The sequence below is a fragment of the Pseudoduganella sp. R-34 genome (assembly GCF_049904655.1).
Lineage (GTDB): Bacteria > Pseudomonadota > Gammaproteobacteria > Burkholderiales > Burkholderiaceae_D > Rugamonas.
This window is the reverse complement of the sequence record NZ_CP184572.1, coordinates 5,224,537-5,246,199: the sequence shown is the minus strand read 5'-3', so window position 1 is coordinate 5,246,199 and position 21,663 is coordinate 5,224,537. Positions and strand designations below refer to the sequence as shown.

The following is a 21,663-nucleotide window of genomic DNA, read 5'->3' as shown; positions in this document are numbered from 1 at the left end:
GCCACGGTTCTTGAGATGGATCAGGCGCGGCTTTGTTCGAGGATGCGGACCAGCGATTCAATGCCTTCAGCGTCGACAGCGTCAAAGCGGCCCGGCAGAGGGCTGTCGAGGTCGAACACGCCGATCACTTCGCCGTCCTTGCCGAAGATCGGCACCACCAGCTCGGAGCGCGAGGCAGCATCGCAGGCGATATGGCCCGGGAAGGCATGCACGTCTTCCACTACGCTGGTGGCGCGCTTTTCGACAGTGCTGCCGCATACGCCACGGCCCTTCCTGATGCGGATGCAGGCTGGCTTGCCCTGGAACGGGCCGAGCACCAGTTCATCCGGACCCTGCATGAAATAGAAACCCGCCCAGTTCAAGCCCGGCATGGTGTTGAACACCAGCGAGCTGGCATTGGCAGTGTTGGCGATCCAGTCATGTTCGCCGTGCACCAGTCCGCCCAGTTGCGCGCGCAAGTCTTCGTACATGGCGCGTTTGGCTTCGGGAGTGTCAGTGCTGTAGGTGGTTTCGCTAAGGGAGAAAGACATTTTGCCGCTCGGTATGTTACTTAGGACGCCGACATCTTACCAGCAATCGCGCTAAGTTGCGGCCATGGCTACTCATCATCAAATCCGCACCCTGCTGCGCGACGTGTTCGGCGTTGACCGTTTGCGCGCTGGCCAGCGACAAGTGATCGACAGCGTGCTGGCGGGGCATGACACGCTTGCCATCATGCCGACCGGCAGCGGCAAGTCGCTGTGCTACCAGATCCCCGCCTCGATCCTGAAAGGCAGCACAGTGGTCGTCTCGCCGCTGATTTCCCTGATGAAGGACCAGGCCGAGAAGCTCGATGATATCGGCATCGAGGCCGCGCAGCTCAACAGCAAAGTGCCGGCTGACGAGCAGCAGGAAGCATTGCAAGGCTTGCGCAACAACGAGGAGCGCATTGTGTTCTGCACGCCGGAGCGGTTGGCGACGCCGGAGTTCATGTCCCTGCTGCACAAGGCCGACATTGGCCTGGTGGTGGTCGATGAAGCCCACTGCATCTCGCGCTGGGGCCATGATTTCCGGCCGGCTTACCTCGATATCGGTGCGGCTCTCGATGCGCTGGGACGGCCGCCGGTGCTGGCGCTGACCGCCACTGCCACCGACGAAGTGGTGGACGACATTCGGCGCCAGCTTGGCGCGCCGGAAATGCGCATTGTGAACACCGGCATCTACCGGCCCAACCTGCACCTGGCCGTGCGCCAGGTGACCAATGCCGACGAACGGGCGGCCGAGGCGTTGCGCCTGGTGCGCGACACGCCGGGCAGCGGCATTGTGTATGCCGCTACCATCAAGGCCGCACAAGACATGCTGGCCGCGCTGGAGGGAGCCGGCGAAAGCGTAACGCTCTATCACGGCAAATTGAATGCCGCCGAGCGCCGCCAGAACCAGGAAATGTTCATGTCCGGCGCGCGCCGCGTCATGGTGGCGACCAATGCCTTTGGCATGGGCATCGACAAGTCCGACATCCGCTTCGTGATCCACCTGCAGGTGCCGGCCAGCCTGGAAGCATACTACCAGGAGGCGGGGCGGGCAGGGCGCGACCGCGAGTCGGCCGAATGCACCTTGCTGTACTTCCACGAGGACAAGCGCGTGCAGCAGTTCTTCCTTGCGCGCAGCTATCCCGACGCGGCCTTGCTGCGCGCGGCGTATGATGCTGCATCAGGCGGCGAGCGGCCGCGCGACAAGCGCAGCCAGGTCGCGCTCAAGCTGTTGAAGGAAGGCGGCTGGCTGAAACAGGATCGCAAGCTGCAATACCGGGCGGCAGGCGAGGCGCCGCGCCCGGTCGACCTTGAGCGCCTGGCGGAACGCTATCGCGAGAAGCAGGAGCACGACCGCGAGGCGCTGGCGCAGATGGTGTCTTACGCGCAGAGCGGCTTCTGCCGCTGGAAGCTTCTGCTCGACTATTTCGGCGATGAGTCAGCCGGCATAGAGCGCTGCGGTACCTGCGATAACTGCAGGTCGCCGCCGACAATCGACTCAGGAGGGTAGCGATGGCCGACATGGTAGTCGTGCGCAGAGAGGGCCTGTATTGCGTGCCGGGCGGCTTCTATATCGACCCCTGGCGCCCGGTGGAACGCGCCGTGATCACGCATGGCCATGGCGACCATGCACGTCCCGGTCACGCGCACTACCTGTGCGCCGCGCCGGGCATCGGCATCTTGCGCGCTCGCCTGGGCCAGGTAAACGTCCAGGGTCTCGAATATGGCGAGGCGCTGGAGCACCATGGCGTGCGCATCTCGCTACACCCGGCCGGGCATGTCCTCGGCTCGGCGCAAGTGCGCATGGAATGCCAGGGCGAGGTATGGGTTGCCTCGGGCGACTACAAGGTGGAGCCGGATGTCACCTGTGCGACGTTCGAACCGGTGCGCTGCCACTGCTTCATCACGGAGTCCACTTTCGGCCTGCCAATCTACCGCTGGCAGGCGCAGCAGGCGATTTTCGACGACATGAATGCCTGGTGGCGCCGCAATGCGCAAGAAGGGCGATGCAGCGTCATGCTGTGCTACGCGTTTGGCAAGGCGCAGCGCATCCTGAGCGGGCTCGATCCTTCGATTGGTCCCGTTGTCTGCCACGGAGCGGTGGAGCCCTTGAACCGGATCTATCGCGAGGGCGGCGTTGCGCTGCCGCCGACGGTGATGGTGGGCGATGCGGACAAGGCAGCGCTGCGCCAGGCGCTCGTGCTGGCGCCGCCATCGGCTGCCGGGTCGCCGTGGATACGCCGCTTCGGTGATTTCAGCGATGCCTTTGCCAGCGGCTGGATGCAATTGCGCGGCGCGCGCCGGCGGCGGGCGGTAGACCGCGGTTTCGTGCTGTCCGACCATGCCGACTGGCCGGGCTTGATGCAAGCCATTCGCGCCACCGGGGCGCAACGGGTGATCGTCACGCATGGCTCGATTCCAGTCATGGTGCGCTGGCTGTGCCAGAACGGCTATGACGCCAAGGGCTTCGATACCGAATACGGCGACGAGGAGGCAGGGGAGGCGGGCGATGCGTGAGTTTGCCCGCCTGTATGCGGAACTGGATGAAACCACGTCCACCAAGCGCAAGCTGGAAGCGCTGCAAGCCTATTTCAGCAAGGCAGCACCGGAGAATGCGGCGTGGGCCGTGTATTTCCTGGCCGGCGGCAAGCCGCGGCAAGCGGTCCCGGTCAAGTTGCTGCGCCAGTATGCGACGGAGTATGCGGGACTGGATGAATGGCTGTTTGATGAGTGCTACAACGCGGTCGGCGACCTGGCAGAGACGATCGCCCACATCCTGCCGGCGCCAAACCTGGAGAGCGAGGTCGGCCTGGCGGAGTGGATCGAGCAGCGCATCGCGCCTTTGCGCGGTGCTGCACCGGACGAGGTGCGGGCCGCCCTGTTCCGCTATTGGGACGAACTGGAGACCCGCGAACGGTTCCTGCTGGTGAAACTGATCGGCGGCGGTTTCCGTGTTGGCGTGTCGCGCCTGCTGGTCACCCGTGCGCTCAGCGCCATCGCAGCGGTGGACAGCAAGCTGGTGGCGCAGCGGCTCATGGGCTGGACCGATGGCAGGGTGCGGCCGACGGCGCAAGGCTTCCTGCAGCTGATTGCGGCGCCGTCCGCGACCGAGCATGCGGAGCGCGGCGGGCAGCCCTACCCATTTTTCCTGGCCCATGCCTTGCAGGCCGATCCCGCTACGCTGGGCGACCTGGCGGCCTGGCAGGTCGAGTGGAAATACGACGGCATGCGCACGCAGCTTGTGTCACGCGCAGGACTGAATTTCCTGTGGTCGCGCGGCGAGGACCTGATCACTGAACGCTTCCCTGAACTGGCGTCCCTGCACCTGCCGCAGGGCACGGTGATCGATGGCGAAATCCTTGTCTGGCCGCAAGGCGATGCGCCGGCGCCTTTCGCAGCGCTGCAGAAGCGCATCGGTCGCAAGCTGCTCAGCGCGAAGCTGCTGGCCGAACTTCCTGCAGTACTGGTGGCGTATGATTTGCTGGAGCTCGACGGCGTCGACGTTCGCCAGTTGCCGCAGTACGAGCGGCGCGCCTTGCTGGAGCAGCTGGTGGCGCAGGTAGCGCAGCCGCAGCTGCGCCTGTCGCCGCTGGTGCTGGCGGAGGACTGGGGGCAACTGGCGCAGGTCCGCACGGAATCGCGGGCACGGGGCGTGGAAGGCATGATGCTCAAAGCGAAGGATGCTCAGTATGGCGTCGGCCGCACCAAGGACGTGGGCACCTGGTGGAAGTGGAAGATCGACCCTTTCAGCGTTGATGCGGTACTGGTCTATGCACAGGCCGGACATGGCCGGCGCGCTTCGCTGTACACCGACTATACGTTTGCGGTATGGGACAGCGACGGGGAGGGCGAGCGCAAGCTGGTGCCATTTGCCAAGGCCTACTCCGGCCTGACCGATGCCGAAATCGCGCAGGTGGATAACGCAGTGCGCCGCACGACCGTCGAGCGCTTCGGGCCGGTGCGCAGCGTGCGGCCGACCATGGTGTTCGAGATCGGGTTCGAAGGCATTGCGTTGTCGCCGCGCCACAAGTCTGGCATTGCGGTGCGTTTCCCGCGCATCCTGCGGCGGCGCGACGACAAGGCCGTCGAGGATGCCGATACGCTCGACACTTTGCGCGGCCTGCTGGCACAGGCGCCGCCATGAGTCCTGCCTTCCCCCGTCCGCGGCCCTTGCCGCGCCACCAGCCTCCAGTGCCACCCGGCGAGGCGTCAATGCCCGCACGGCTGCCTGCCTCCGGCTCACCGGCAGGCCCTTCACGCGAGATAGTGGAGGAATGGCTTGCAGCGCGCGGCTGGTCGGTCTTTCCTTTCCAGCGCGAGGTATGGGATGCGGCACGGCGCGGCGAGTCCGGCCTGCTGCATGCCACGACCGGCTCCGGCAAGACGCTGGCCGTCTGGCTGGCGGCTTTGCAGCGCGCGAGGGCCAGTCGCAAGCCCGGCTTGCGCCTGCTCTGGGTCACGCCGATGCGGGCGCTTGCGGCAGACACCCTGCGCGCGCTGCAGACCTCCGCCGCCGACTTGTTGCCCGCCTGGCAAATCGAATCGCGCACCGGCGACACCGACAGTGGAACCCGAGCCAGGCAAGCGCGCCTCCTGCCGCATGCGCTGGTCACGACGCCGGAAAGCCTCAGCGTCCTGCTTAGCCGCCCGGAAGCGAGCGAACTGTTTGCGCAACTGGACATGCTGGTGGTCGACGAATGGCATGAGTTGATGGGCAACAAGCGCGGCGTGCAAGCCCAGCTTGCGCTGGCGCGGTTGCGCAGCTGGCAGCCTGCCTTGGTGGTGTGGGGCCTGTCGGCCACCCTTGGCAACCTGCAGCAGGCGCGCGACGTGCTGGCGCCGCATGGGGCAATCGTCGAAGACCACCTGCGCAAGGAGGTTCTGGTCGATACCCTGGTGCCCGACCATCCATCGCGCTTTCCCTGGGCCGGCCACCTGGGCTTGCAGATGCTGGAACCGGTCGCCAACGAGATCGCGCAACACGCCAGCACGCTGGTGTTCTGCAACACCCGCTCCCAGGCCGAACTTTGGTACCAGAACCTGCTCGATGCGAGACCCGAGTGGGCGGGCGTCCTGGCCCTGCATCATGGTTCGCTCGACAAGGAAGTGCGCGAATGGGTAGAGCAGGGTCTCAAACAGGGCAAGCTCAAAGCCGTGGTCTGTACATCGAGCCTCGACCTTGGCGTCGACTTCCTGCCGGTGGAGCGGGTACTGCAGATCGGCAGCGCCAAAGGCATCGCGCGCCTGCTGCAGCGCGCCGGACGCTCGGGGCACGCGCCAGGCCGCACTTCGCGCGCGACGCTGGTGCCGACGCATAGCCTGGAACTGCTGGAGGCTGCAGGCGCCATCGAGGCGGTGCGCGAACGCCGGGTGGAACCCCGGCCGCCGCCGGAAAAGCCGCTGGATGTGCTGGTCCAGCACCTCGTGACGGTGGCGCTGGGCGGCGGCTTCCGCAGTGAGGAACTGCTGGCCGAAGTGCGAACGGCATGGTCTTATCGCGCGCTAAGCCAGGAGGAATGGCAATGGGCCCTGGACTTCGTGGCGCGCGGCGGGCAAAGCCTGTCCGCCTATCCCGAATACCGCCGTGTGCTGGCGGACGAGGAGGGCATTTACCGCGTGCCCGATGCAGCCATCGCGCGCCGCCATCGGATGGGCATCGGCACCATTGTTTCGGAAGCGACGGTGCAGGTGAAATACATGAACGGCTCCGCGCTTGGCAGCGTGGAGGAAGGCTTCATTGCACGCCTGGCCAAAGGCGACCACTTCCTGTTCGGCGGCCGCATTCTCGAATTCGTGCGCATGCATGAAATGACGGCCTTCGTGCGGCGCGCTACGGGAGCCAAGGGCGCTGTGCCGCGCTGGCAGGGCGGCAAGATGCCATTGTCGTCCGAGCTGGCGCACGCCGCGCTAGAGCAGTTGCGGCGTGCCACGGAGGGCTGCTACGCGGGACCGGAAATGCAGGCCATCAAGCCGCTGCTCGATATCCAGCAGCGCTGGTCGGCGCTCCCAACACCGGATACTACCGTGATCGAGGCGATGGAAAGCAGGGAGGGACACCATCTGTTCGTCTATCCCTTCGCCGGGCGCTCGGTGCACATCGGCCTGGCGTCGTTGCTGGCGTATCGCATTGCCCGCGCGCGGCCCGCGACGTTTTCGATCGCCGTCAACGATTACGGTTTTGAATTGCTGGCGCCGGAGGCGCTGCCGTGGCGCGAGGCACTGGACGAGGGCGGCGCCTTCACGACGGAGAACTTGCTGGAAGATGTGTTGGCCAGCCTGAATGCCAGCGAGTTGTCGCAGCGGCGGTTCCGCGAGATTGCGCGCATCGCCGGATTGATCTTCCAGGGCTTTCCGGGCCAGCCGAAAAGCAATCGCCAATTGCAGGCCTCTTCGTCCTTGTTCTTTGAAGTCTTTCGCAAGCACGACGCCAACAACCTGCTGCTGACGCAGGCCCAGCGCGAAGTGCTCGAGCAAGAGCTTGAACTGGGGCGCTTGCGTGCCACGCTGCAGGACTTGCAGCGGCGCCGGCCCAGCTTCCATGAAGTGCGCCGCGCCACGCCGTTCGGCTTCGCGTTGATGGTGGAACGCTTCCGCGAGAAGCTGACGACCGAAAGGCTGTCCGATCGCGTCGCCCGCATGCTGCGTGAGCTGGAAAAGGCCGCCGGTCCATGAATTCCGTCGCAACCGAACTGGCAGGCGAGCGCGTGCTGCTGTTGCCGCAAAAGGCACTGTACTGGCCGGCTGCGAAAACCTTGATGGTGGCGGACGTCCATTTCGGCAAAGCGGCCAGCTTCCGCGCGCTGGGCGTACCGGTGCCGCGCGGGACGACAAGCGAAAACCTTGCCGTGCTCGAAACCTTGCTAACGACGCATGACACGCAACGCATCATTTTTCTCGGCGACTTCCTGCACGCGAGGGCCGCGCAGGCGCCGGCAACATTGCAGGCCATGCTAGATTGGCGCAGCCGGCATCGCGATCTGGCGCTGCTGCTGGTGCGCGGCAACCATGACTGGCACGCGGGCGATCCATCCACGCTGCTCGACGTAACGATGGCCGACGAGCCGTATGCCTGCGGCCCGTTCGCCCTGTGCCACCATCCCGATGTGGCTTGCGAAGGCTATGCCGTTGCTGGCCACGTGCATCCCGTGTTTCACCTACGCACCGCGCGCGAGTCGTTGCGCTTGCCTTGCTTTCTGCTTGGCACTACGCGCGCCATCTTGCCGGCCTTTGGCGCCTTTACTGGCGGGCACTCTTTGATTCCGGAAACCACGGACAGGGTGTATGTTGTGGCCGATGATGCGGTTTTCCCAATAGAAAAAAGGTAGGCGATATCCTACATTTGTCGCGCTGAACGTCCTATATTACCTGTACAGTGCTTGCACTAACATGAGTTCTCCCGCGCCTACGGTAAGGGGCGGGGGTCTTTTCCACCGAACCAAGCAGGGGGACGAATCATGGCTTCGAACAATCCAGGCGACAAACGCGGCAACCGGCAGGACAGTCCTTCCGGCAGCAAGCAAAGTGCACGTGGCTTTGCCTCCATGGACCCACAACGCCAGAGGGAAATTGCTTCCGAAGGCGGCCGCGCAGCCCACCAGAAGGGCACGGCACACGAATTCACTTCCGAGGAAGCACGCCGCGCCGGCAGCATGAGCCACAAGAACGATGGCAACCGCCAGAGCGGTTCGCGTGGCAACGCCAGCCGTACCGAGCAGCAACCCAGCCAGGGCCAGCAAGAGTTCAGCAAGGACTACCAGCAGGACTACCAGGGCAACAAGCAGGGTGGCGATAAGTACTAAGTTTCATTGATGTAAGGAGGCCAGCATGGGAAGGCCTGACAAACCCAGTAAGGACACGGAGAACCAGCAAAACTTTGTGCTGGTCGATACAGAGCATCCGGAAATAGCCAACGCCGAGGTTCCGGAAGGGCAGATCCGCCGCGCCGACCGACCTTTGCCGGGTAACCGGCAAAGTGCTACGGAAAGCGGTTCGCGGCAGGGCGGCAGTGGATTGGGCACCGAAGGCGGTGCGCCAGGGCCGGATGCAAGTTCCGGCGTTTGAATAAAAAAGGCGGGCTGCGAGCCCGCCTTTCTTTTTGCCGCGATCCTTAGAACTGGAAGGATGCGGTCGCCTTGGCAATACGCGGGGCACCGATCACAAAGCGTGAGCCGCCGTTGTTCAGGCTGGAGAGGTAGAACTTGTCGAACACGTTGTACACGTTCAGCTGCAGCGACACGTTCTTCGACAGCTGGTAGGCCGCCATGGCATCGACTACGGTGTAGGATGGCATCGACGGCATATTGGTCTTGGCCGCGTCGCCGGTCGGATCGACCAGGCGGTACTGGGTACCGGTGTAGCGCGCGCCGCCGCCCAAGCTCAGCTTGTCGTTCAGCTTGTAGTTGGTCCACAGGGTAGCGGTCTTTTTCGGCGACCAGCGAGTTGCCGCGCCCAGGCCATTGTTGCCGGCGCCGGTATTGCTTTCCTTGATCTCGGTGTCCATGAAAGCGACGCCGGCGATCACGCTCCAGGCCTTGGTAACCTGGCCGACGGCGCCCAGCTCCACGCCTTGCACCTGGCGCTTGCCCAACTGGCCCCAGGTGTTGGTCACTTCATCGATCTTGACCGGGATTTCATCCTTGTTGGTGGTGCGGTAGAGGGTGGCGGTCAGGGCCAGCTGCTTCTGGATCACGTCCCACTTGGTACCCAGTTCCACGTTGGTCGTGGTTTGCGGCTTCAGGGCAGCGCTGTTGATGTTGGCGTTCGTGCCCTGGGCCGCCAGCGAAAGGTTGGCGCTGCCCGGCGGGGTCTTCGAGTTGGCATAGGCCAGGTAGATGCTGCCATCGGCCGTTGGCTTGTAGACCAGGCCGGTCTTGTAGCTGCTCAGGTTGCCGGACTTTTCCAGGTGGGCGGCGACCGGCACGGTGCTTGGCGCGGTCACGGTGGCGCTATTGGTCTCCGTGTCGTAGCGCTCGTAGCGCAGGCCTGCGTTCACCAGCCATTGTTCGTTCAGCTTGATGGTGTCGAACAGGTAGGCGCCGACGGTGGTGGTTTCGCCTTTGCTGAACGCGCCGTTCAGATAAGGAGCGAAGCCGGTCAGCGGATCTTTCGGGTTCGGGTTGTACAGGTTGGCAGCGCTGGCGGTGCCGAGGCCGACGCGGGTCGGGGTGAACTGTTCTTCGTTCAGCAACTCGAGACCGGTCGAGATGGTGTGCTGCACGCCGAAGGCATCGAACTCCGACACGATGTTGGTGGTATTGGCCAGGATACGGTTTTCCTGCAGCACGCTCTGGCGCGTGCGTGCGACGGTCCAGCTGGCCGGGTTGGCCGGATCCAGCGCCGTGACGGCGTTCACGCCGCTCAGGATGCGGTCCATTTTGGATTTTCCATAGCGGGTGGTGTTGGTCAGCTTGGTCTTCGGCGTCAGGTCGTGTTCGACTTTGGCGGTCACCATGTCGGCCTTCACATCCTCATAGTCGCCATCCAGGCCGTACCAGTTGTTGCGGTCGACGCGCTGCGCTTTCGCCAGCCATGGATAGGTGCCATTGTAGAAGCCGGCCATGCCCACGCTCGGGATCGCGCCGTCAGGTACGTTGTCCTGGCGGATGTGCTGCGAGTACAGGTAGAGGCGGGTTGGCATGCCCAGGCCCCAGGCGACGGAAGGCGCGATGCCGTGGCTTTCACGGTCCAGTGCGCGGCTGCCTTTTTGCGAGCCGTCGGAACCCATCAGGTTCAGGCGGAAGGCGCCGCTGCTGCCGAAGGCGCGCTGCACGTCGGCGGTCAGGCGCTTGACGCCGCCCTGGGTGAAGGCGACGGTGCCGGAAACGGCATCCTCGCGTACCGGCGTCTTGGAGACCAGGTTGATATAGCCGGCGGCCGCACCGCGGCCGATGTCGGCGCCGGCCGGGCCCTTCACCACTTCCACCTGTTCCAGGTTGAAGGCGTCGCGCGAGACGGCGCCCAGGTCGCGGATGCCGTCGACGAAGATCGAGGACTGGGCCGAGAAGCCGCGCATCTGGAAGGTATCGCCGGCACTGGTGTTGCCGTTTTCGCCCAGTTGCAGGGTAATGCCCGGCGTGTTCTGGAGTGCTTCCATCACGGACGCAGCGCCTTGCTCCTGCAGCAATTCCTTCTTGATGACGGTAATGGTTTGCGGGGTGTCCACCAGCGGGGCAGTCAGTTTTGGCGAAGACGCGCGGTCGGCCTTGTATGCGACGTCGGCGGCGGCTTCGACCTTGACTTCGGCCATGGTCTTTTCTTGTGCCTGGGCCTGGACGGACAGGGGCAGGCCGATGGCGGCCATGGCGAGCAGGGATTGGTTCAGCAGCGGCTGGGCGGCCAGCGTGTGCTTGCGGCTACGGATGGTCAAAATTCTCTCCAGATTTGATGCAGTTGATGTTTGGCGGCTGGCTGCATCCGTCAAACTGGAGGTGGCTGGCGATAGCGGGTATGTAAAGCAATGTAAATGATAACGATTCTCAATTGCATTGGCAAGCCCGGTGCATTATCATCCGGTATTCACTTATGGAAAGTAACAACTTGGGCAGTCCAGAAATCCAGGCCAAGCGCGCAGTTTGGCTCAAACTCCTGCACGAATGGCATTGGGTCAGTTCGGCCATGTGCCTGCTCGGCATGTTCCTGTTTGCGATCACCGGCATCACCCTGAATCACGCCAGCCAGATCGAGGCCAAGCCGTCTGTGGTGCGCAAGCAGGCCACGGCGCCAGACTCCCTGGTCGGCGAACTGCATGCCTTCGCCGAAAAGCACGACGGCGAAAAAGCGCCGTTGCCGGAAGCGGGCGAGCGCTGGCTGCGCGAAACGTGGTCCATCAAGGCCGGCGGGCGCGAGGCCGAATGGTCGGCCGACGAAGTTTACCTGCCGATGCCGAAGGCGGGCGGCGATGCCTGGGTGCGCATCGGCCTGGAGGATGGCGCTGCGGAATTCGAAAACACGGACCGCGGCTGGATTTCGTGGTTGAACGACGTCCACAAGGGCCGCAATACCGGTGCGGCCTGGAACTGGTTCATCGATATCTTTGCGGCGGCCTGCCTGGTGTTCTGCATTACCGGTTTGCTGATCCTGAAATTCCACGCGGCCAAGCGGCCGTTCACCTGGCCGATGGTTGGCCTGGGTGTCGTTATTCCCTGTGTTATCGCTTTGCTCTACATTCATTAAGGACCTCTGTATGAAACTTCGCTATTCCATCGCCGTCGGCTTGCCGCTGGTGAGCGCGTCCGCGATGGCGGCCGACCTGACGCTGAAATTCGAACTCCCGCAACTGAACGTCGCTGAATACCACCGCCCATATGTGGCGGCCTGGCTGGAGAACGCGGACCAGAAGGTCGTGACCAACCTGGCCGTGCTGTACGACGTGAAGAAGAAGGACAATGCCGGTACCAAGTGGCTGAAGGATATGCGCCAGTGGTGGCGCAAGGTGGGCCGCGACGTCGAAATGCCGATGGATGGCGTGAGCGGCGCCACCCGCGCACCGGGCGAAGTTTCGCTGAGCTTCCCGGTCGCGAAAGATGCGTTGAACAAGCTCCCGGCCGGCAATTACCAGCTGGTGGTGGAAGCTGCGCGCGAAGCGGGCGGCCGCGAGCTGGTGAAAGTGCCGGTGGCATGGCCGCCCAAGTCGGCGCAGTCCTTCTCCGCCAAGGGCAAGGAAGAACTGGGCGACGTGACCGTGCAAGTCAAACCATAAGGAGCCGCCATGAAGCTGAGCAAATCCCTGATCGCGCTGGCACTGGCCGGCGCCGCTTTCAGTGCACAGGCGCACAAGCCGTGGCTGCTGCCTTCGTCTTCCCTGGTTGATTCCAAGGAGCCTTGGGTGACCGTGGACGCCGCGATTTCCGAAGGCCTGTTCGACGTCGACCACCAGCCGCTGAAGCTCGACGGCATTTCGATTACCGGCCCTGATGGCGCCAAGGTTGAGATGCTGAACGCGCTGACCGGCCGCCTGCGTTCCACCTTCGATGTGAAGATGGCCAAGCCGGGCACTTACAAGATCGCGCTGGTGAGCCAGTCTGTCATGGCGAGCTGGAAGGTCAATGGCGAAATGAAGCGCTGGCGCGGTTCCGAGGCGGAACTGGCGGCCAACGTGCCGGCCAATGCGGAAGAACTCAATGTGTCGCGCACAGCCAGCCGGCTGGAGACCTTCGTCAGCGCCAACAAGACCGATGAAGCGGTGTTCAAGCCGAGCGGCGTTGGCCTGGAACTGGTGCCGGTGACGCACCCGAACGATATGCGCGCGGGCGAGCAGGCCACCTGGCGCTTCCTGCTGGACGGCAAGCCGGCGGCCAACCAGGCCTTCAGCCTGATTCCGGGTGGCGTGCGCTATCGCGGCACGCTGGGCGAGATCCGCATGGCGACCGATGCCAAGGGCGAGATCAGCTTCAAGATTCCGGAAGCGGGCATGTACCTGGTGTCCAGCAGCTGGCCTGCAGCCGCCGCGCCGCAAGCCGGCCAGCAGCCGGGGCCGCGCCAGATGCCGCCGCGCCGCGTGACTTACGCAGCGACGGTGGAAGTACTGCCGCAGTAAGCAGGTGCGCCGGGTACTGCTGCCGCCCACCATCTCCGCCGAGCCAGCGCCGGCGGGGGCGGGCATCGTCGATTTCGGCGGCGCCAGCATGGGGACCACTTGGTCGGCGCGGGTAGCGCTGACGCCTGGCGCCATGGCCGCCGGCGTGCCGCTGCGGGCCGCCGGCCTGCAGTCCGGCTTGCAGGAGCAGCTGGACCAGGTGGTGCGCGAGATGAGCCATTGGGATCCGGCCTCCGACCTGGGCCGCTTCAACCGCGCCGGCGCCTGTACCTGGCATGTGCTGCCAGCCGGCTTTTTCGAAGTGCTGAAATACGCGCTCGAGGTTGCGCGCGAGACCGGGGGCGCCTGCGATCCCTGCGCCGGCCTGCTGGTGAACCTGTGGGGCTTCGGCCCGACCGGCCGCCATGACGAAGCCGGTTTCGTGCCGCCCAGTGCACGCGATGTGGCGACCGTGCGCGCCGGCATGGCGGGTCGCACGGTGGAACTGGATGCCGCGCGCAAGCGCGCCTTCCAGCCCGGCGGGGTGCAGCTTGATTTGTCGGCAGTGGCCAAGGGCTTCGGCGTGGACAGGCTGGCGCAATACCTCGAAGCCCAGGGCTGCCGCCACTATCTGGTTGAAGTCGGCGGCGAGCTGCGCGGCGCCGGCTTCAAGCCCGATGGCCAGCCCTGGTGGGTAGCGCTGGAAGAACCGCCGGCGCCAGGCGCCAGCCGCGCGGGTGAAATCGCCGTCGCGCTGCATGGGCTGGCCGTCGCCACCTCCGGCGACTACCGCAAGTATTTCATGCAGGATGCCGAGCGGCGACCGCATACCATCGATCCGCGCAACGGCATGCCGATCTCCAATGCGCTGGCTTCGGTCACGGTGGTGCACGAAAGCGCGATGGCCGCCGATGCCTGGTCCACCGCGCTGACGGTGCTTGGCCCTGAACAAGGGCTGGCACTGGCAGAACGCAGGGGCCTGGCCGCGCGCTTCCTGCTGCGCGAACGGAAGGGGCTGCGCGAAATCCTCAGCAGCCGCTTCCAGAAAATGCTTGAAGAAGAATGATCCTGACGAACGACCCGACCCGCCTCGGCCTGACAGCCGCCATGATTGCCGGCTATGGCCTGGTATGCCTGCTGCCCTGGCTGCGCGCGCGGCGCGCCCGCGCTGCTACGCAGGCTGCGCGCGCGGCGGCGGGCGACTCGCCCTGGCTGGTGGCCTACGCCAGCCAGACCGGCAATGCCGAGCTGCTGGCGCGCCAGACCAGCGAAACCCTGCGCGTGGCCGGCATTGCGAACCAGTTGTGCGCCTTCGACGAACTCGACGCGGCGACGCTGCAGGCGGCCGAACGCGTGCTGTTCCTGGCGTCGACCTACGGCGAAGGCGATCCGCCCGACGCCGCAGCGCGCTTTGCACAGCGCCTGATGGCGCGCAGCGACCTCCAGCTGGGGCGCATGCATTACGCCGTGCTGGCGCTGGGCGACAGCGCCTATGGCAGCTTTTGCGGCTTCGGCCGCGCGCTCGACGCCTGGCTGGCGGAACGCGGCGCGCAAGCGCTGTTCCCGCGCATCGAAGTCGACCGCAGCGCCGCGCCCGCCATCGCGGCCTGGCGCCAGCAATTGAGCCACCTGGCAGGCACCAGCGATGCGCCGGACTGGGATGCGCCCGATTTCGCGGAATGGCGCCTGGCCGAGCGGCGCCAGCTTAATCCTGGCAGCGCCGGTGCGCCGATCTACCACCTTGAACTGGAGCCGATGCCAGGCCAGCCGCTGCCGGCCTGGCAATCGGGCGACCTGGTGCAGGTCGCGGCGCCAGCCGATCCCGATCGCCCGCGCGAATATTCGATCGCCTCTATCCCGCCCGATGGCAGGGTGCACCTGCTGGTGCGCCTGCACCGCCATGGCGACGGCAGCCACGGCCTGGCCTCGGGCTGGCTGACGCAGCAGGCCGAGGCGGGCGCCATGGTGCGCCTGCGCCTGCGCGAGCACCGCCGTTTCCGGCTCGAGGCAAATGCCGCGCGCCCGCTGATCCTGATCGGCAATGGCAGCGGCATCGCCGGACTGCGGGGCCACCTGAAGGCGCGTGCCGCGGCCGGCCAGTCGCGCAACTGGCTGCTGTTTGGCGAACGCGACCCGGCGCATGACGCCTTCTACCACGATGAACTGGACGCTTGGCAGCATGAAGGCATGCTGCCGCGCCTGGACCTGGCCTGGTCGCGCGGCCCGCTTGGCAAGGAGTACGTGCAGGACCTGCTGCTGAGGCACGCCGCCACCGTGCGCGCCTGGGTGGACGAGGGCGCGGCAATCTACGTGTGCGGTAGCCTGGAAGGCATGGCGGCCGGCGTGGATCGTGCCCTGCGCGAGATATTAACGGAAACAGTTGTGGTTCAAATGGCAAGTTCCGGCCGCTATCGGCGTGATGTCTATTAATTAATAATTTTTTACTGTCGCGTCCAAACAACGAAGGGCTTTGATTTTGTCGAATTAAATTCGGACGATCGATCGGTGCTTCAAATTTTCTCTCAATATTTCAAACTTGTAACAAGTATGAATTCTTGGTAACAGCTTAGCTCTCATAATTCCCGAGCCGACTTTCAAAGTGAAGTCTGTTCATCCATAAACAAAAGGGGAGTAGGGAATGTTTTTCCAGGAGAAAATTGGCGTGCGCTCGGTACGCCTGGCCTTGTCGGCCCTGGCCGTGTTTGCCGCTGGCGCTGCCATTGCGCAGGAAACGCCAATCCAGCGCGTTGAGATCACCGGTTCCGCCATCAAGCGTATCAATGCGGAAGGCTCGCTGCCAGTACAGCGCCTGAACGCCGAGCAGATCGCCAAATCCGGCGCGGCCAACGTCGCCGACCTGATCCAGGCACTGCCCGCCATGCAGGGCTTCCAGGTTGCCGCCATTGCAGCAGGCACCAATTCCGGCGGCAACGTGACCGCTTCGATCCACGATATTGGCGCCAGCTACACCCTGGTACTGCTGAACGGCCGCCGCATTGCCCCGCAAGGTTCCGGCTCGACCATCAACCTGAACGCCATCCCAATGAGCGCGGTTGAGAGCGTCGACATCCTGACTGACGGCGCGTCCGCCCTGTACGGCTCCGACGCGATTGCCGGCGTCATCAACTTCAACCTGAAGAAGAACTACCAGGGCTTCAATATCGAAGCCACCCACAGCCAGCCCACCCAATCGAGCGCAGGCCGCACCAGCAATTTCAACCTGACCTACGGCATGGGCGACCTGGATTCGGACCGCTACAATGTGCTGCTGACCTACCGCAAGGACGAAACCAAGCAGGTGCGCGCGCTGGACCGCGATTTCGCCGACACCGCCTACGTGCCGTTCAACTGGAATGGCAACAGCTATATCTACGACCGCACCAGCCCGGCAGCCATCCCTGCCAACGTGTCGGCCACCTTCAAGTCCGGCGCCGCGCCAATCGGCTTTAACCCGTACCAGAAGAAAAACGGCCAGTGCGCCGCCATGAACCAGCTCTCGTTGAGCAATACCGCCCTGGTGCAGAACTGCGGTTTCGATTTCGTGCAAACCATCGAGATCGTGCCTGAAAACAGCCGCGACAGCTTCTTCGGCAAGGCTACCGTGAAAGCCACCGACAAGATCAATGTATTCGTGGAAGCGGCATACTCGCGCCTGGACCTCACCGCGCGCATCGCGCCGAACACCGCTTCGGTCTCGATCGCCAAGGGCTCGCCGCTGTACAACACCTACGTACGTCCATATATCACCGCTGCGCAAGATACCGATATCAAGAGCGTGACCGCCAGCTACCGTACCTACGACTGGGGCACCCGCGACAGCGAAACCATCACCACGTCCAAGAACCTGGTGCTCGGCGCTGAAGGCGAAATCGGTTCCTGGGGCTTCGGCACCGGCCTGACCTGGTCCCGGAACGCTATCGATGAGCGCTATGTTGGCGGCTACGTCAAGAACACCGAATTCCGCGACATGCTGGCCAAGAACCAGTTCGACCCGTTCCTGGGCATTGGCGGCCAATCCGATGCGACCAAGCAGCTGATCTCCAACTCGGTGTTCAACGGTTCGATCCGCGATGCCTCGACCACCCTGAAGGGCATCGATGCGAAAGCTTCGCACGAACTGTTCCAGTTGCCAGCGGGCGCCGCGCAGATTGCACTGGGCGGCGACTACCGCAACTACCACTACCAGCAGACCCCGCACGCCACCAGCTCGGACATCTTCGGCTTCAGCGCATCGCCAGCCTACGACATGGAGCGTAACAACTACGGCGTATTCGGCGAAGTTAACGTGCCAGTGATCAAGGGCCTCGAGGTGAACGGCGCCGCACGCTACGATACCTTCGAAGCAGTCAAGAACAACCTGGCTAACCGCGACATGGGCAAAAAGGAATCGTCCACCACTTACAAGGTGTCGGCGCGCTGGCAGCCTACGCCATCGTTCCTGATGCGCGGTTCGTACGGCACCGGCTTCAAGGCTCCTTCCATGCTCGATATCGGCCAGCCGCTGGTGTCGGCCGGCTTCACCTCCAACTCGTGGGACTGCCCTGCCAATCTGAAGGCCGAGAATGCGGACTACTGCCAGGTGGGCAAGCGCCAGTACAACGTGCTGTCCGGCGGTAACGAAAACCTGAAGCCAGAGAAGTCCAAGCAGTTCACCATCGGCTTCCGTTTCGAACCGACCAGCAACTTCTCGGTGCAGGCTGACCTGTGGGATGTGAAGATCCGCGACGCCGTGTCGAGCGTGTCGGAAGCGCTGATCTTCGGCGATCCGGTCAAGTACCGCGAACTGTTCACCACTTTCGTCGATCCGGGCAACGGCCAGACCTACTGGGCCAAGAAGACCCTGTCGATCAACATCGGCAAGACCCACAACCAGGGTATCGACTGGGACACCACTTATCGCCACAACTTCTCGTTCGGTAAGCTGACCACCACCCTGAACGGCACTTACCTGATCAAGTCCGACTACACCAAGCCAGGTACGGACAACGACTGGGTGAACAGCATGAACTACTTTGGCGTCAACGATGCCGTGTCGTTCCGCCACATCGTCCGCCTGTCGACCACCCTCGATACCGGCGCGTTCTCCAACTCGCTGGTGGCCAACTACCGCAACGGCTACACCGACGCCGAAGCGACCAGCCGCAACGTTGCCACCAACCAGCTGGAAACTTTCCGCGTGCACGTACCGTCGCACCTGACCTTCGACTGGCAGGGCAAGTGGAAGGTCAACAGCAACGTGCTGCTGCGCGCCGGCATCAAGAACATCGCCGACCGCAACCCACCGTTCTCGCTGCGCGCTTCGTCCGGCCACCAGGTTGGCTTCGACCCACGCTACGCCGATCCGCTGGGCCGTACTTTCTACCTGACCGGCGGCTATACCTTCTAAGTCAGCCAGGCAGTTGCAAAAACGCCCCGCGCGCGTCAGCGTCGGGGCGTTTTTTTCTTTCAGTCAAGTATAAATACATTTCAATTAAGTATCAGTACAATTCATTACAAGCACACCTTTCTCGGATGTTGCAAGTTCTGGTTGATAGAAATCCATTTGGATTGAATAAGATTCTAGTGTTGTTGTGTTAAAACTACATTTGCACAGTTTTTTGGCAAATTTAATTCCGATACTTTCGCTATCTTGCGAATTTTCCCTTTAACTTTTAGAAATGTAATACTCCGGCATGAAATTGCTTGTTTGCTCCCCCCATAATCCGCGGTCGGTGAGCAAAATGCAAAAAAGAAACTTTGCTCATTCGAACGTTTTTAGAAACCCGAAGGAGTAGAGAATGGCTTTCCAAGAAAAAGTCGGTGTGCGTTCCGTGCGCCTGGCAATGTCCGCCCTGGCCCTGATTGCTGCCGGCCACGCCGCCGCGCAAGAAGCGCCAATGCAGCGCGTTGAAATCACCGGTTCCGCGATCAAGCGTATCGCCGTCGAAGGCGCACTGCCAGTGCAGCGCCTGTCCGCCGAAACGATCAAGAAGACCGGCGCCAACACCGTTGCCGAACTGATCCAGGCCCTGCCAGCAATGCAGGGCTTCTCCATTGAAGCAACTGCTGCCGGCTCCAACTCCGGTGGCCGCGTCTCCGCGTCCATCCACGATATCGGCGAGAGCTACACCCTGGTCCTGCTGAACGGTCGCCGCATTGCTCCGCAAAATGATGGCTCGACCGTCAACCTGAACGCCATCCCGATGAGCGCGATCGAGCGCGTTGAGATCCTGACCGACGGCGCATCCGCACTGTACGGTTCCGACGCGATCGCCGGCGTGATCAACTTCATCATGAAGAAGAACTTCAATGGCGTAAACCTGGAAGCCAACTTCTCCCAGCCGTTCGAAAGCAGCTCCGGTCGCCAGACTGATGCCGCGATCACTTTCGGCAGCAACGACCTGCTGGGTGGCCGCCTGGCCCTGATGGGTACCTACCGCCACGACGAGCGCACCCAGCTGCGCGCAACCGAGCGTGAATTCGCCAAGACCTCGTTCGTTCCGTTCAATTACAACGGCAACAGCTACGTCATGGACCGCACCAGCAGCTCCGCTGTGCCGGGCAACGTCACCGTCGACTTCAACGACAAGACCAGCACCACCTTCAACCCATACCTGCTGAAGAACGGCAAGTGCGCACCAATGAACGTGGTGGTGCCGACCAACCAGCAGACTTGCGGCTTCGACTCCGGTTCGACCGTTGAAATCGTCCCGCAAAGCAAGCGCGACACCTTCTTCGGTAACGCCACCTTCAAGCTGACCGACAACGTCAACCTGTTCGCTGAAACCGTCATTGGCCGCTTCGACCTGACCGCACGTATCGCGCCTAACGCCATGCCGATTTCGGTGCCAGTCAGTTCGGCGTTCTACACCAACTACGTACAGCCTTTCCTGACCCCAGCCCAGCAAGCCAACCTGGCGGTGACCAAGCCGGGCGTCTCGCCAGTGAACGCGACCTACCGCAGCTTCGACTGGGGCACCCGCGATAGCCAGACCGTGACCGACACCCAGCACTTTGTGACCGGCCTGGAAGGCGACATCGGCGCCTGGAACTTCAGCAGTGGCCTGACCTGGTCGCGCAATAAGTACGAAGAGCGCTATGTTGGCGGCTACCAACTGAACAAAGAGTTCCGCAGCATGATGGCCAACGGTTCCCTCGATCCGTTCGCACCGCTGGGCCCGGTAAGCGACGCTACCCGCGCGCTGATCGATGGTTCGACCTACCGCGGCGCGATCCGCAATGCATCGACCACCATGACCGGCATCGATGGCCGCGCATCGCGCGAGCTGTTCGACCTGGGCCTGGGCGGCGGCTCCAGCTCGATCGCACTGGGCGGTGACCTGCGTCGCTACCACTACGAGCAAACCCCGAGCGATGCTGCCAAGAATGGTCTGATCTACAACCTGAGCAGCCCTGCGACTTACGACATGACCCGCAAGACCTACGGTCTGTTCACCGAGTTGCTGGTGCCAGTGGTGAAGTCCTTTGAAGTGACCGGCGCCGTGCGTTACGACGCCTACACCGCGATCGACAATGGCGTAACCGGCACCGAGATGGGCAAGAAGGAATCGGCTGTAACCTACAAGCTGAGCACCCGTTGGCAGCCGAACTCCATCACCGTGGTGCGCGCTTCCTACGGTACCGGCTTCAAGGCACCTGACATGCTGAACATCGGCCAGCCGCTGGTGCCGGCAGGCGTGACCGCGTCCAAGTATGCTTGCCCGAACGTGCAAGGCAACAGCAGCCTGTGCAAATCTGGCGCCCTGGAGCAATACCCGGTTATGTCGGGTGGCAACGTGAACCTGAAGCCTGAGAAGTCGAAGCAGTTCACCGTTGGTTTCCGCGTCGAGCCAGCAAACTGGTTCTCCGCCGGCGCCGACCTGTGGGACGTGAAGATTCGCGACGCCGTATCGTCGGTATCGGAGCAACTGGCATTTGCCAACGGTGGCGCGGACTACCCGCAGCTGTTCACCACCTTCACCGAAGTGGCAAGCGGCAAGACGTCCTACGCCTTCCAGCGCCTGTCGATCAACATCGGCAAGACCCACAACCAGGGTATCGACTGGGACATGACCGGCCGCCACAACTTCGGTTTCGGTCGCTTCTCGTCGACCCTGGCAGGCACCTACCTGATCAAGTCTGACTACACCAAGCCAGGCACTGACGATCAGTGGACCAACAGCATGAACTTCTTCGGCATCAACAATGCCGTGTCGTTCCGCCACGTTGTACGTTGGACCAACACCCTGGAAACCGGCGCGTTCAGCAACTCGATCATCGCCAACTACCGCAACGGCTACACCGATGCCAAGACCACTGTGTGGAACCTGGGTACCAACGCCTCCGAAGATGTGCGCATCCACGTGCCGTCGCACCTGACCTTCGACTGGCAAGGCAAGTGGGCTGTCAACAAGCAACTGGCGCTGCGCGCCGGCATCAAGAACCTGGCCGACCGCAACCCACCGCTGTCCCTGCGTAACTCCTCGGGCCACCAGGTTGGCTTCGACCCACGCTACGCCGACCCAATGGGCCGCACCTTCTACCTGACCGGCAATTACACCTTCTAATCGCCGCCCTCAGTAGCAAGTAGCAAAACGCCCCGTGCGCGCAAGCGCCGGGGCGTTTCTTTTTAAAAGTCGGGGTCAGGTCTGGCAATCCGCC

16 protein-coding genes are annotated in these 21,663 nt (G+C 63.3%); 14 read left to right on the top strand and 2 right to left on the bottom strand.

All coding sequences use genetic code 11. The features are described from left to right. Positions 1-20 precede the first annotated feature (20 nt). A complete protein-coding gene (locus tag ACN9MW_RS24070; protein WP_426163473.1) occupies positions 21-530 on the bottom strand; it encodes a GAF domain-containing protein in 510 nt (169 codons plus the stop codon). 64 nt (positions 531-594) lie between these two features. On the opposite strand from ACN9MW_RS24070, the gene ACN9MW_RS24065 reads away from it, so the two are divergent. The 7 genes from ACN9MW_RS24065 (at position 595) to ACN9MW_RS24035 (ending at position 8,570) form a co-directional block, all read left to right on the top strand. Continuing rightward, the gene (locus ACN9MW_RS24065; protein WP_426163470.1) at positions 595-2,019 is read left to right on the top strand and encodes a RecQ family ATP-dependent DNA helicase; all 1,425 of its coding nucleotides are present in this window, start codon (positions 595-597) and stop codon (positions 2,017-2,019) included. 2 nt (positions 2,020-2,021) lie between these two features. Continuing rightward, positions 2,022-3,026 carry a ligase-associated DNA damage response exonuclease gene (locus ACN9MW_RS24060; protein ID WP_426163467.1) on the top strand — a complete coding sequence of 335 codons (1,005 nt, stop codon included), beginning with the start codon at positions 2,022-2,024 and terminating at the stop codon, positions 3,024-3,026. Continuing rightward, a complete protein-coding gene (locus tag ACN9MW_RS24055; protein ID WP_426163465.1) occupies positions 3,019-4,653 on the top strand; it encodes an ATP-dependent DNA ligase in 1,635 nt (544 codons plus the stop codon). The genes ACN9MW_RS24060 and ACN9MW_RS24055 overlap by 8 nt, the downstream gene beginning before the upstream one ends. 68 nt (positions 4,654-4,721) lie before the next feature. Further along, positions 4,722-7,181 (top strand): ligase-associated DNA damage response DEXH box helicase, encoded by a 2,460-nt coding sequence (locus tag ACN9MW_RS24050; protein WP_426163463.1) that lies wholly within the window; start codon positions 4,722-4,724, stop codon positions 7,179-7,181. Continuing rightward, positions 7,178-7,834, top strand: coding sequence for a ligase-associated DNA damage response endonuclease PdeM (pdeM, locus tag ACN9MW_RS24045; protein ID WP_426163460.1), 657 nt, complete (start codon positions 7,178-7,180; stop codon positions 7,832-7,834). The genes ACN9MW_RS24050 and pdeM overlap by 4 nt, the downstream gene beginning before the upstream one ends. A 129-nt stretch (positions 7,835-7,963) precedes the next feature. After that, positions 7,964-8,308: a KGG domain-containing protein gene (locus ACN9MW_RS24040; RefSeq protein ID WP_426163458.1), complete on the top strand. Its 345-nt coding sequence runs from the start codon at positions 7,964-7,966 to the stop codon at positions 8,306-8,308. A 25-nt stretch (positions 8,309-8,333) separates the two neighbouring features. Then, on the top strand, positions 8,334-8,570 hold the full coding sequence (locus ACN9MW_RS24035) for a hypothetical protein (protein ID WP_426163456.1): 237 nt from the start codon (positions 8,334-8,336) through the stop codon (positions 8,568-8,570). Between the two features lie 46 nt (positions 8,571-8,616). On the opposite strand, the gene ACN9MW_RS24030 is transcribed toward ACN9MW_RS24035, so the two are convergent. Further along, a complete protein-coding gene (locus tag ACN9MW_RS24030; protein ID WP_426163454.1) occupies positions 8,617-10,875 on the bottom strand; it encodes a catecholate siderophore receptor Fiu in 2,259 nt (752 codons plus the stop codon). Between the two features lie 155 nt (positions 10,876-11,030). Between ACN9MW_RS24030 and ACN9MW_RS24025 the strand changes: the two genes are divergently transcribed. The 7 genes from ACN9MW_RS24025 to ACN9MW_RS23995 all read left to right on the top strand — a co-directional run bounded on the left by ACN9MW_RS24025 (position 11,031) and on the right by ACN9MW_RS23995 (position 21,569). Next, positions 11,031-11,681, top strand: a complete 651-nt coding sequence (locus tag ACN9MW_RS24025) for a PepSY-associated TM helix domain-containing protein (RefSeq protein ID WP_426163452.1) — start codon at positions 11,031-11,033, stop codon at positions 11,679-11,681. 10 nt (positions 11,682-11,691) lie between these two features. After that, complete coding sequence (locus ACN9MW_RS24020; protein WP_426163450.1) at positions 11,692-12,207, top strand: DUF2271 domain-containing protein; 516 nt, start codon at positions 11,692-11,694, stop codon at positions 12,205-12,207. Positions 12,208-12,216: 9 nt separating this feature from the next. Further along, positions 12,217-13,044, top strand: coding sequence for a DUF4198 domain-containing protein (locus ACN9MW_RS24015; RefSeq protein ID WP_426163448.1), 828 nt, complete (start codon positions 12,217-12,219; stop codon positions 13,042-13,044). Between the two features lie 4 nt (positions 13,045-13,048). Continuing rightward, complete coding sequence (locus ACN9MW_RS24010; protein ID WP_426163446.1) at positions 13,049-14,089, top strand: FAD:protein FMN transferase; 1,041 nt, start codon at positions 13,049-13,051, stop codon at positions 14,087-14,089. Beyond that, positions 14,086-15,453, top strand: a complete 1,368-nt coding sequence (locus ACN9MW_RS24005; protein ID WP_426163443.1) for a sulfite reductase subunit alpha — start codon at positions 14,086-14,088, stop codon at positions 15,451-15,453. The genes ACN9MW_RS24010 and ACN9MW_RS24005 overlap by 4 nt, the downstream gene beginning before the upstream one ends. Before the next feature lie 208 nt (positions 15,454-15,661). Then, complete coding sequence (locus ACN9MW_RS24000; RefSeq protein ID WP_426163440.1) at positions 15,662-18,409, top strand: TonB-dependent receptor domain-containing protein; 2,748 nt, start codon at positions 15,662-15,664, stop codon at positions 18,407-18,409. Positions 18,410-18,800: 391 nt separating this feature from the next. Further along, positions 18,801-21,569, top strand: coding sequence for a TonB-dependent receptor (locus ACN9MW_RS23995; RefSeq protein ID WP_426163438.1), 2,769 nt, complete (start codon positions 18,801-18,803; stop codon positions 21,567-21,569). Positions 21,570-21,663 lie beyond the last annotated feature (94 nt).

Excerpts from the sequence above, each read along its gene's own strand:
- ACN9MW_RS24070 (WP_426163473.1), bottom strand. The coding sequence starts at position 530 with ATGTCTTTCTCCCTTAGCGAAACCACCTACAGCACTGACACTCCCGAA.
- ACN9MW_RS24065 (WP_426163470.1), top strand. The coding sequence starts at position 595 with ATGGCTACTCATCATCAAATCCGCACCCTGCTGCGCGACGTGTTCGGC.
- ACN9MW_RS24060 (WP_426163467.1), top strand. The coding sequence starts at position 2,022 with ATGGCCGACATGGTAGTCGTGCGCAGAGAGGGCCTGTATTGCGTGCCG.
- ACN9MW_RS24055 (WP_426163465.1), top strand. The coding sequence starts at position 3,019 with ATGCGTGAGTTTGCCCGCCTGTATGCGGAACTGGATGAAACCACGTCC.
- ACN9MW_RS24050 (WP_426163463.1), top strand. The coding sequence starts at position 4,722 with ATGCCCGCACGGCTGCCTGCCTCCGGCTCACCGGCAGGCCCTTCACGC.
- pdeM (WP_426163460.1), top strand. The coding sequence starts at position 7,178 with ATGAATTCCGTCGCAACCGAACTGGCAGGCGAGCGCGTGCTGCTGTTG.
- ACN9MW_RS24040 (WP_426163458.1), top strand. The coding sequence starts at position 7,964 with ATGGCTTCGAACAATCCAGGCGACAAACGCGGCAACCGGCAGGACAGT.
- ACN9MW_RS24035 (WP_426163456.1), top strand. The coding sequence starts at position 8,334 with ATGGGAAGGCCTGACAAACCCAGTAAGGACACGGAGAACCAGCAAAAC.
- ACN9MW_RS24025 (WP_426163452.1), top strand. The coding sequence starts at position 11,031 with ATGGAAAGTAACAACTTGGGCAGTCCAGAAATCCAGGCCAAGCGCGCA.
- ACN9MW_RS24020 (WP_426163450.1), top strand. The coding sequence starts at position 11,692 with ATGAAACTTCGCTATTCCATCGCCGTCGGCTTGCCGCTGGTGAGCGCG.
- ACN9MW_RS24015 (WP_426163448.1), top strand. The coding sequence starts at position 12,217 with ATGAAGCTGAGCAAATCCCTGATCGCGCTGGCACTGGCCGGCGCCGCT.
- ACN9MW_RS24005 (WP_426163443.1), top strand. The coding sequence starts at position 14,086 with ATGATCCTGACGAACGACCCGACCCGCCTCGGCCTGACAGCCGCCATG.
- ACN9MW_RS24000 (WP_426163440.1), top strand. The coding sequence starts at position 15,662 with ATGTTTTTCCAGGAGAAAATTGGCGTGCGCTCGGTACGCCTGGCCTTG.
- ACN9MW_RS23995 (WP_426163438.1), top strand. The coding sequence starts at position 18,801 with ATGGCTTTCCAAGAAAAAGTCGGTGTGCGTTCCGTGCGCCTGGCAATG.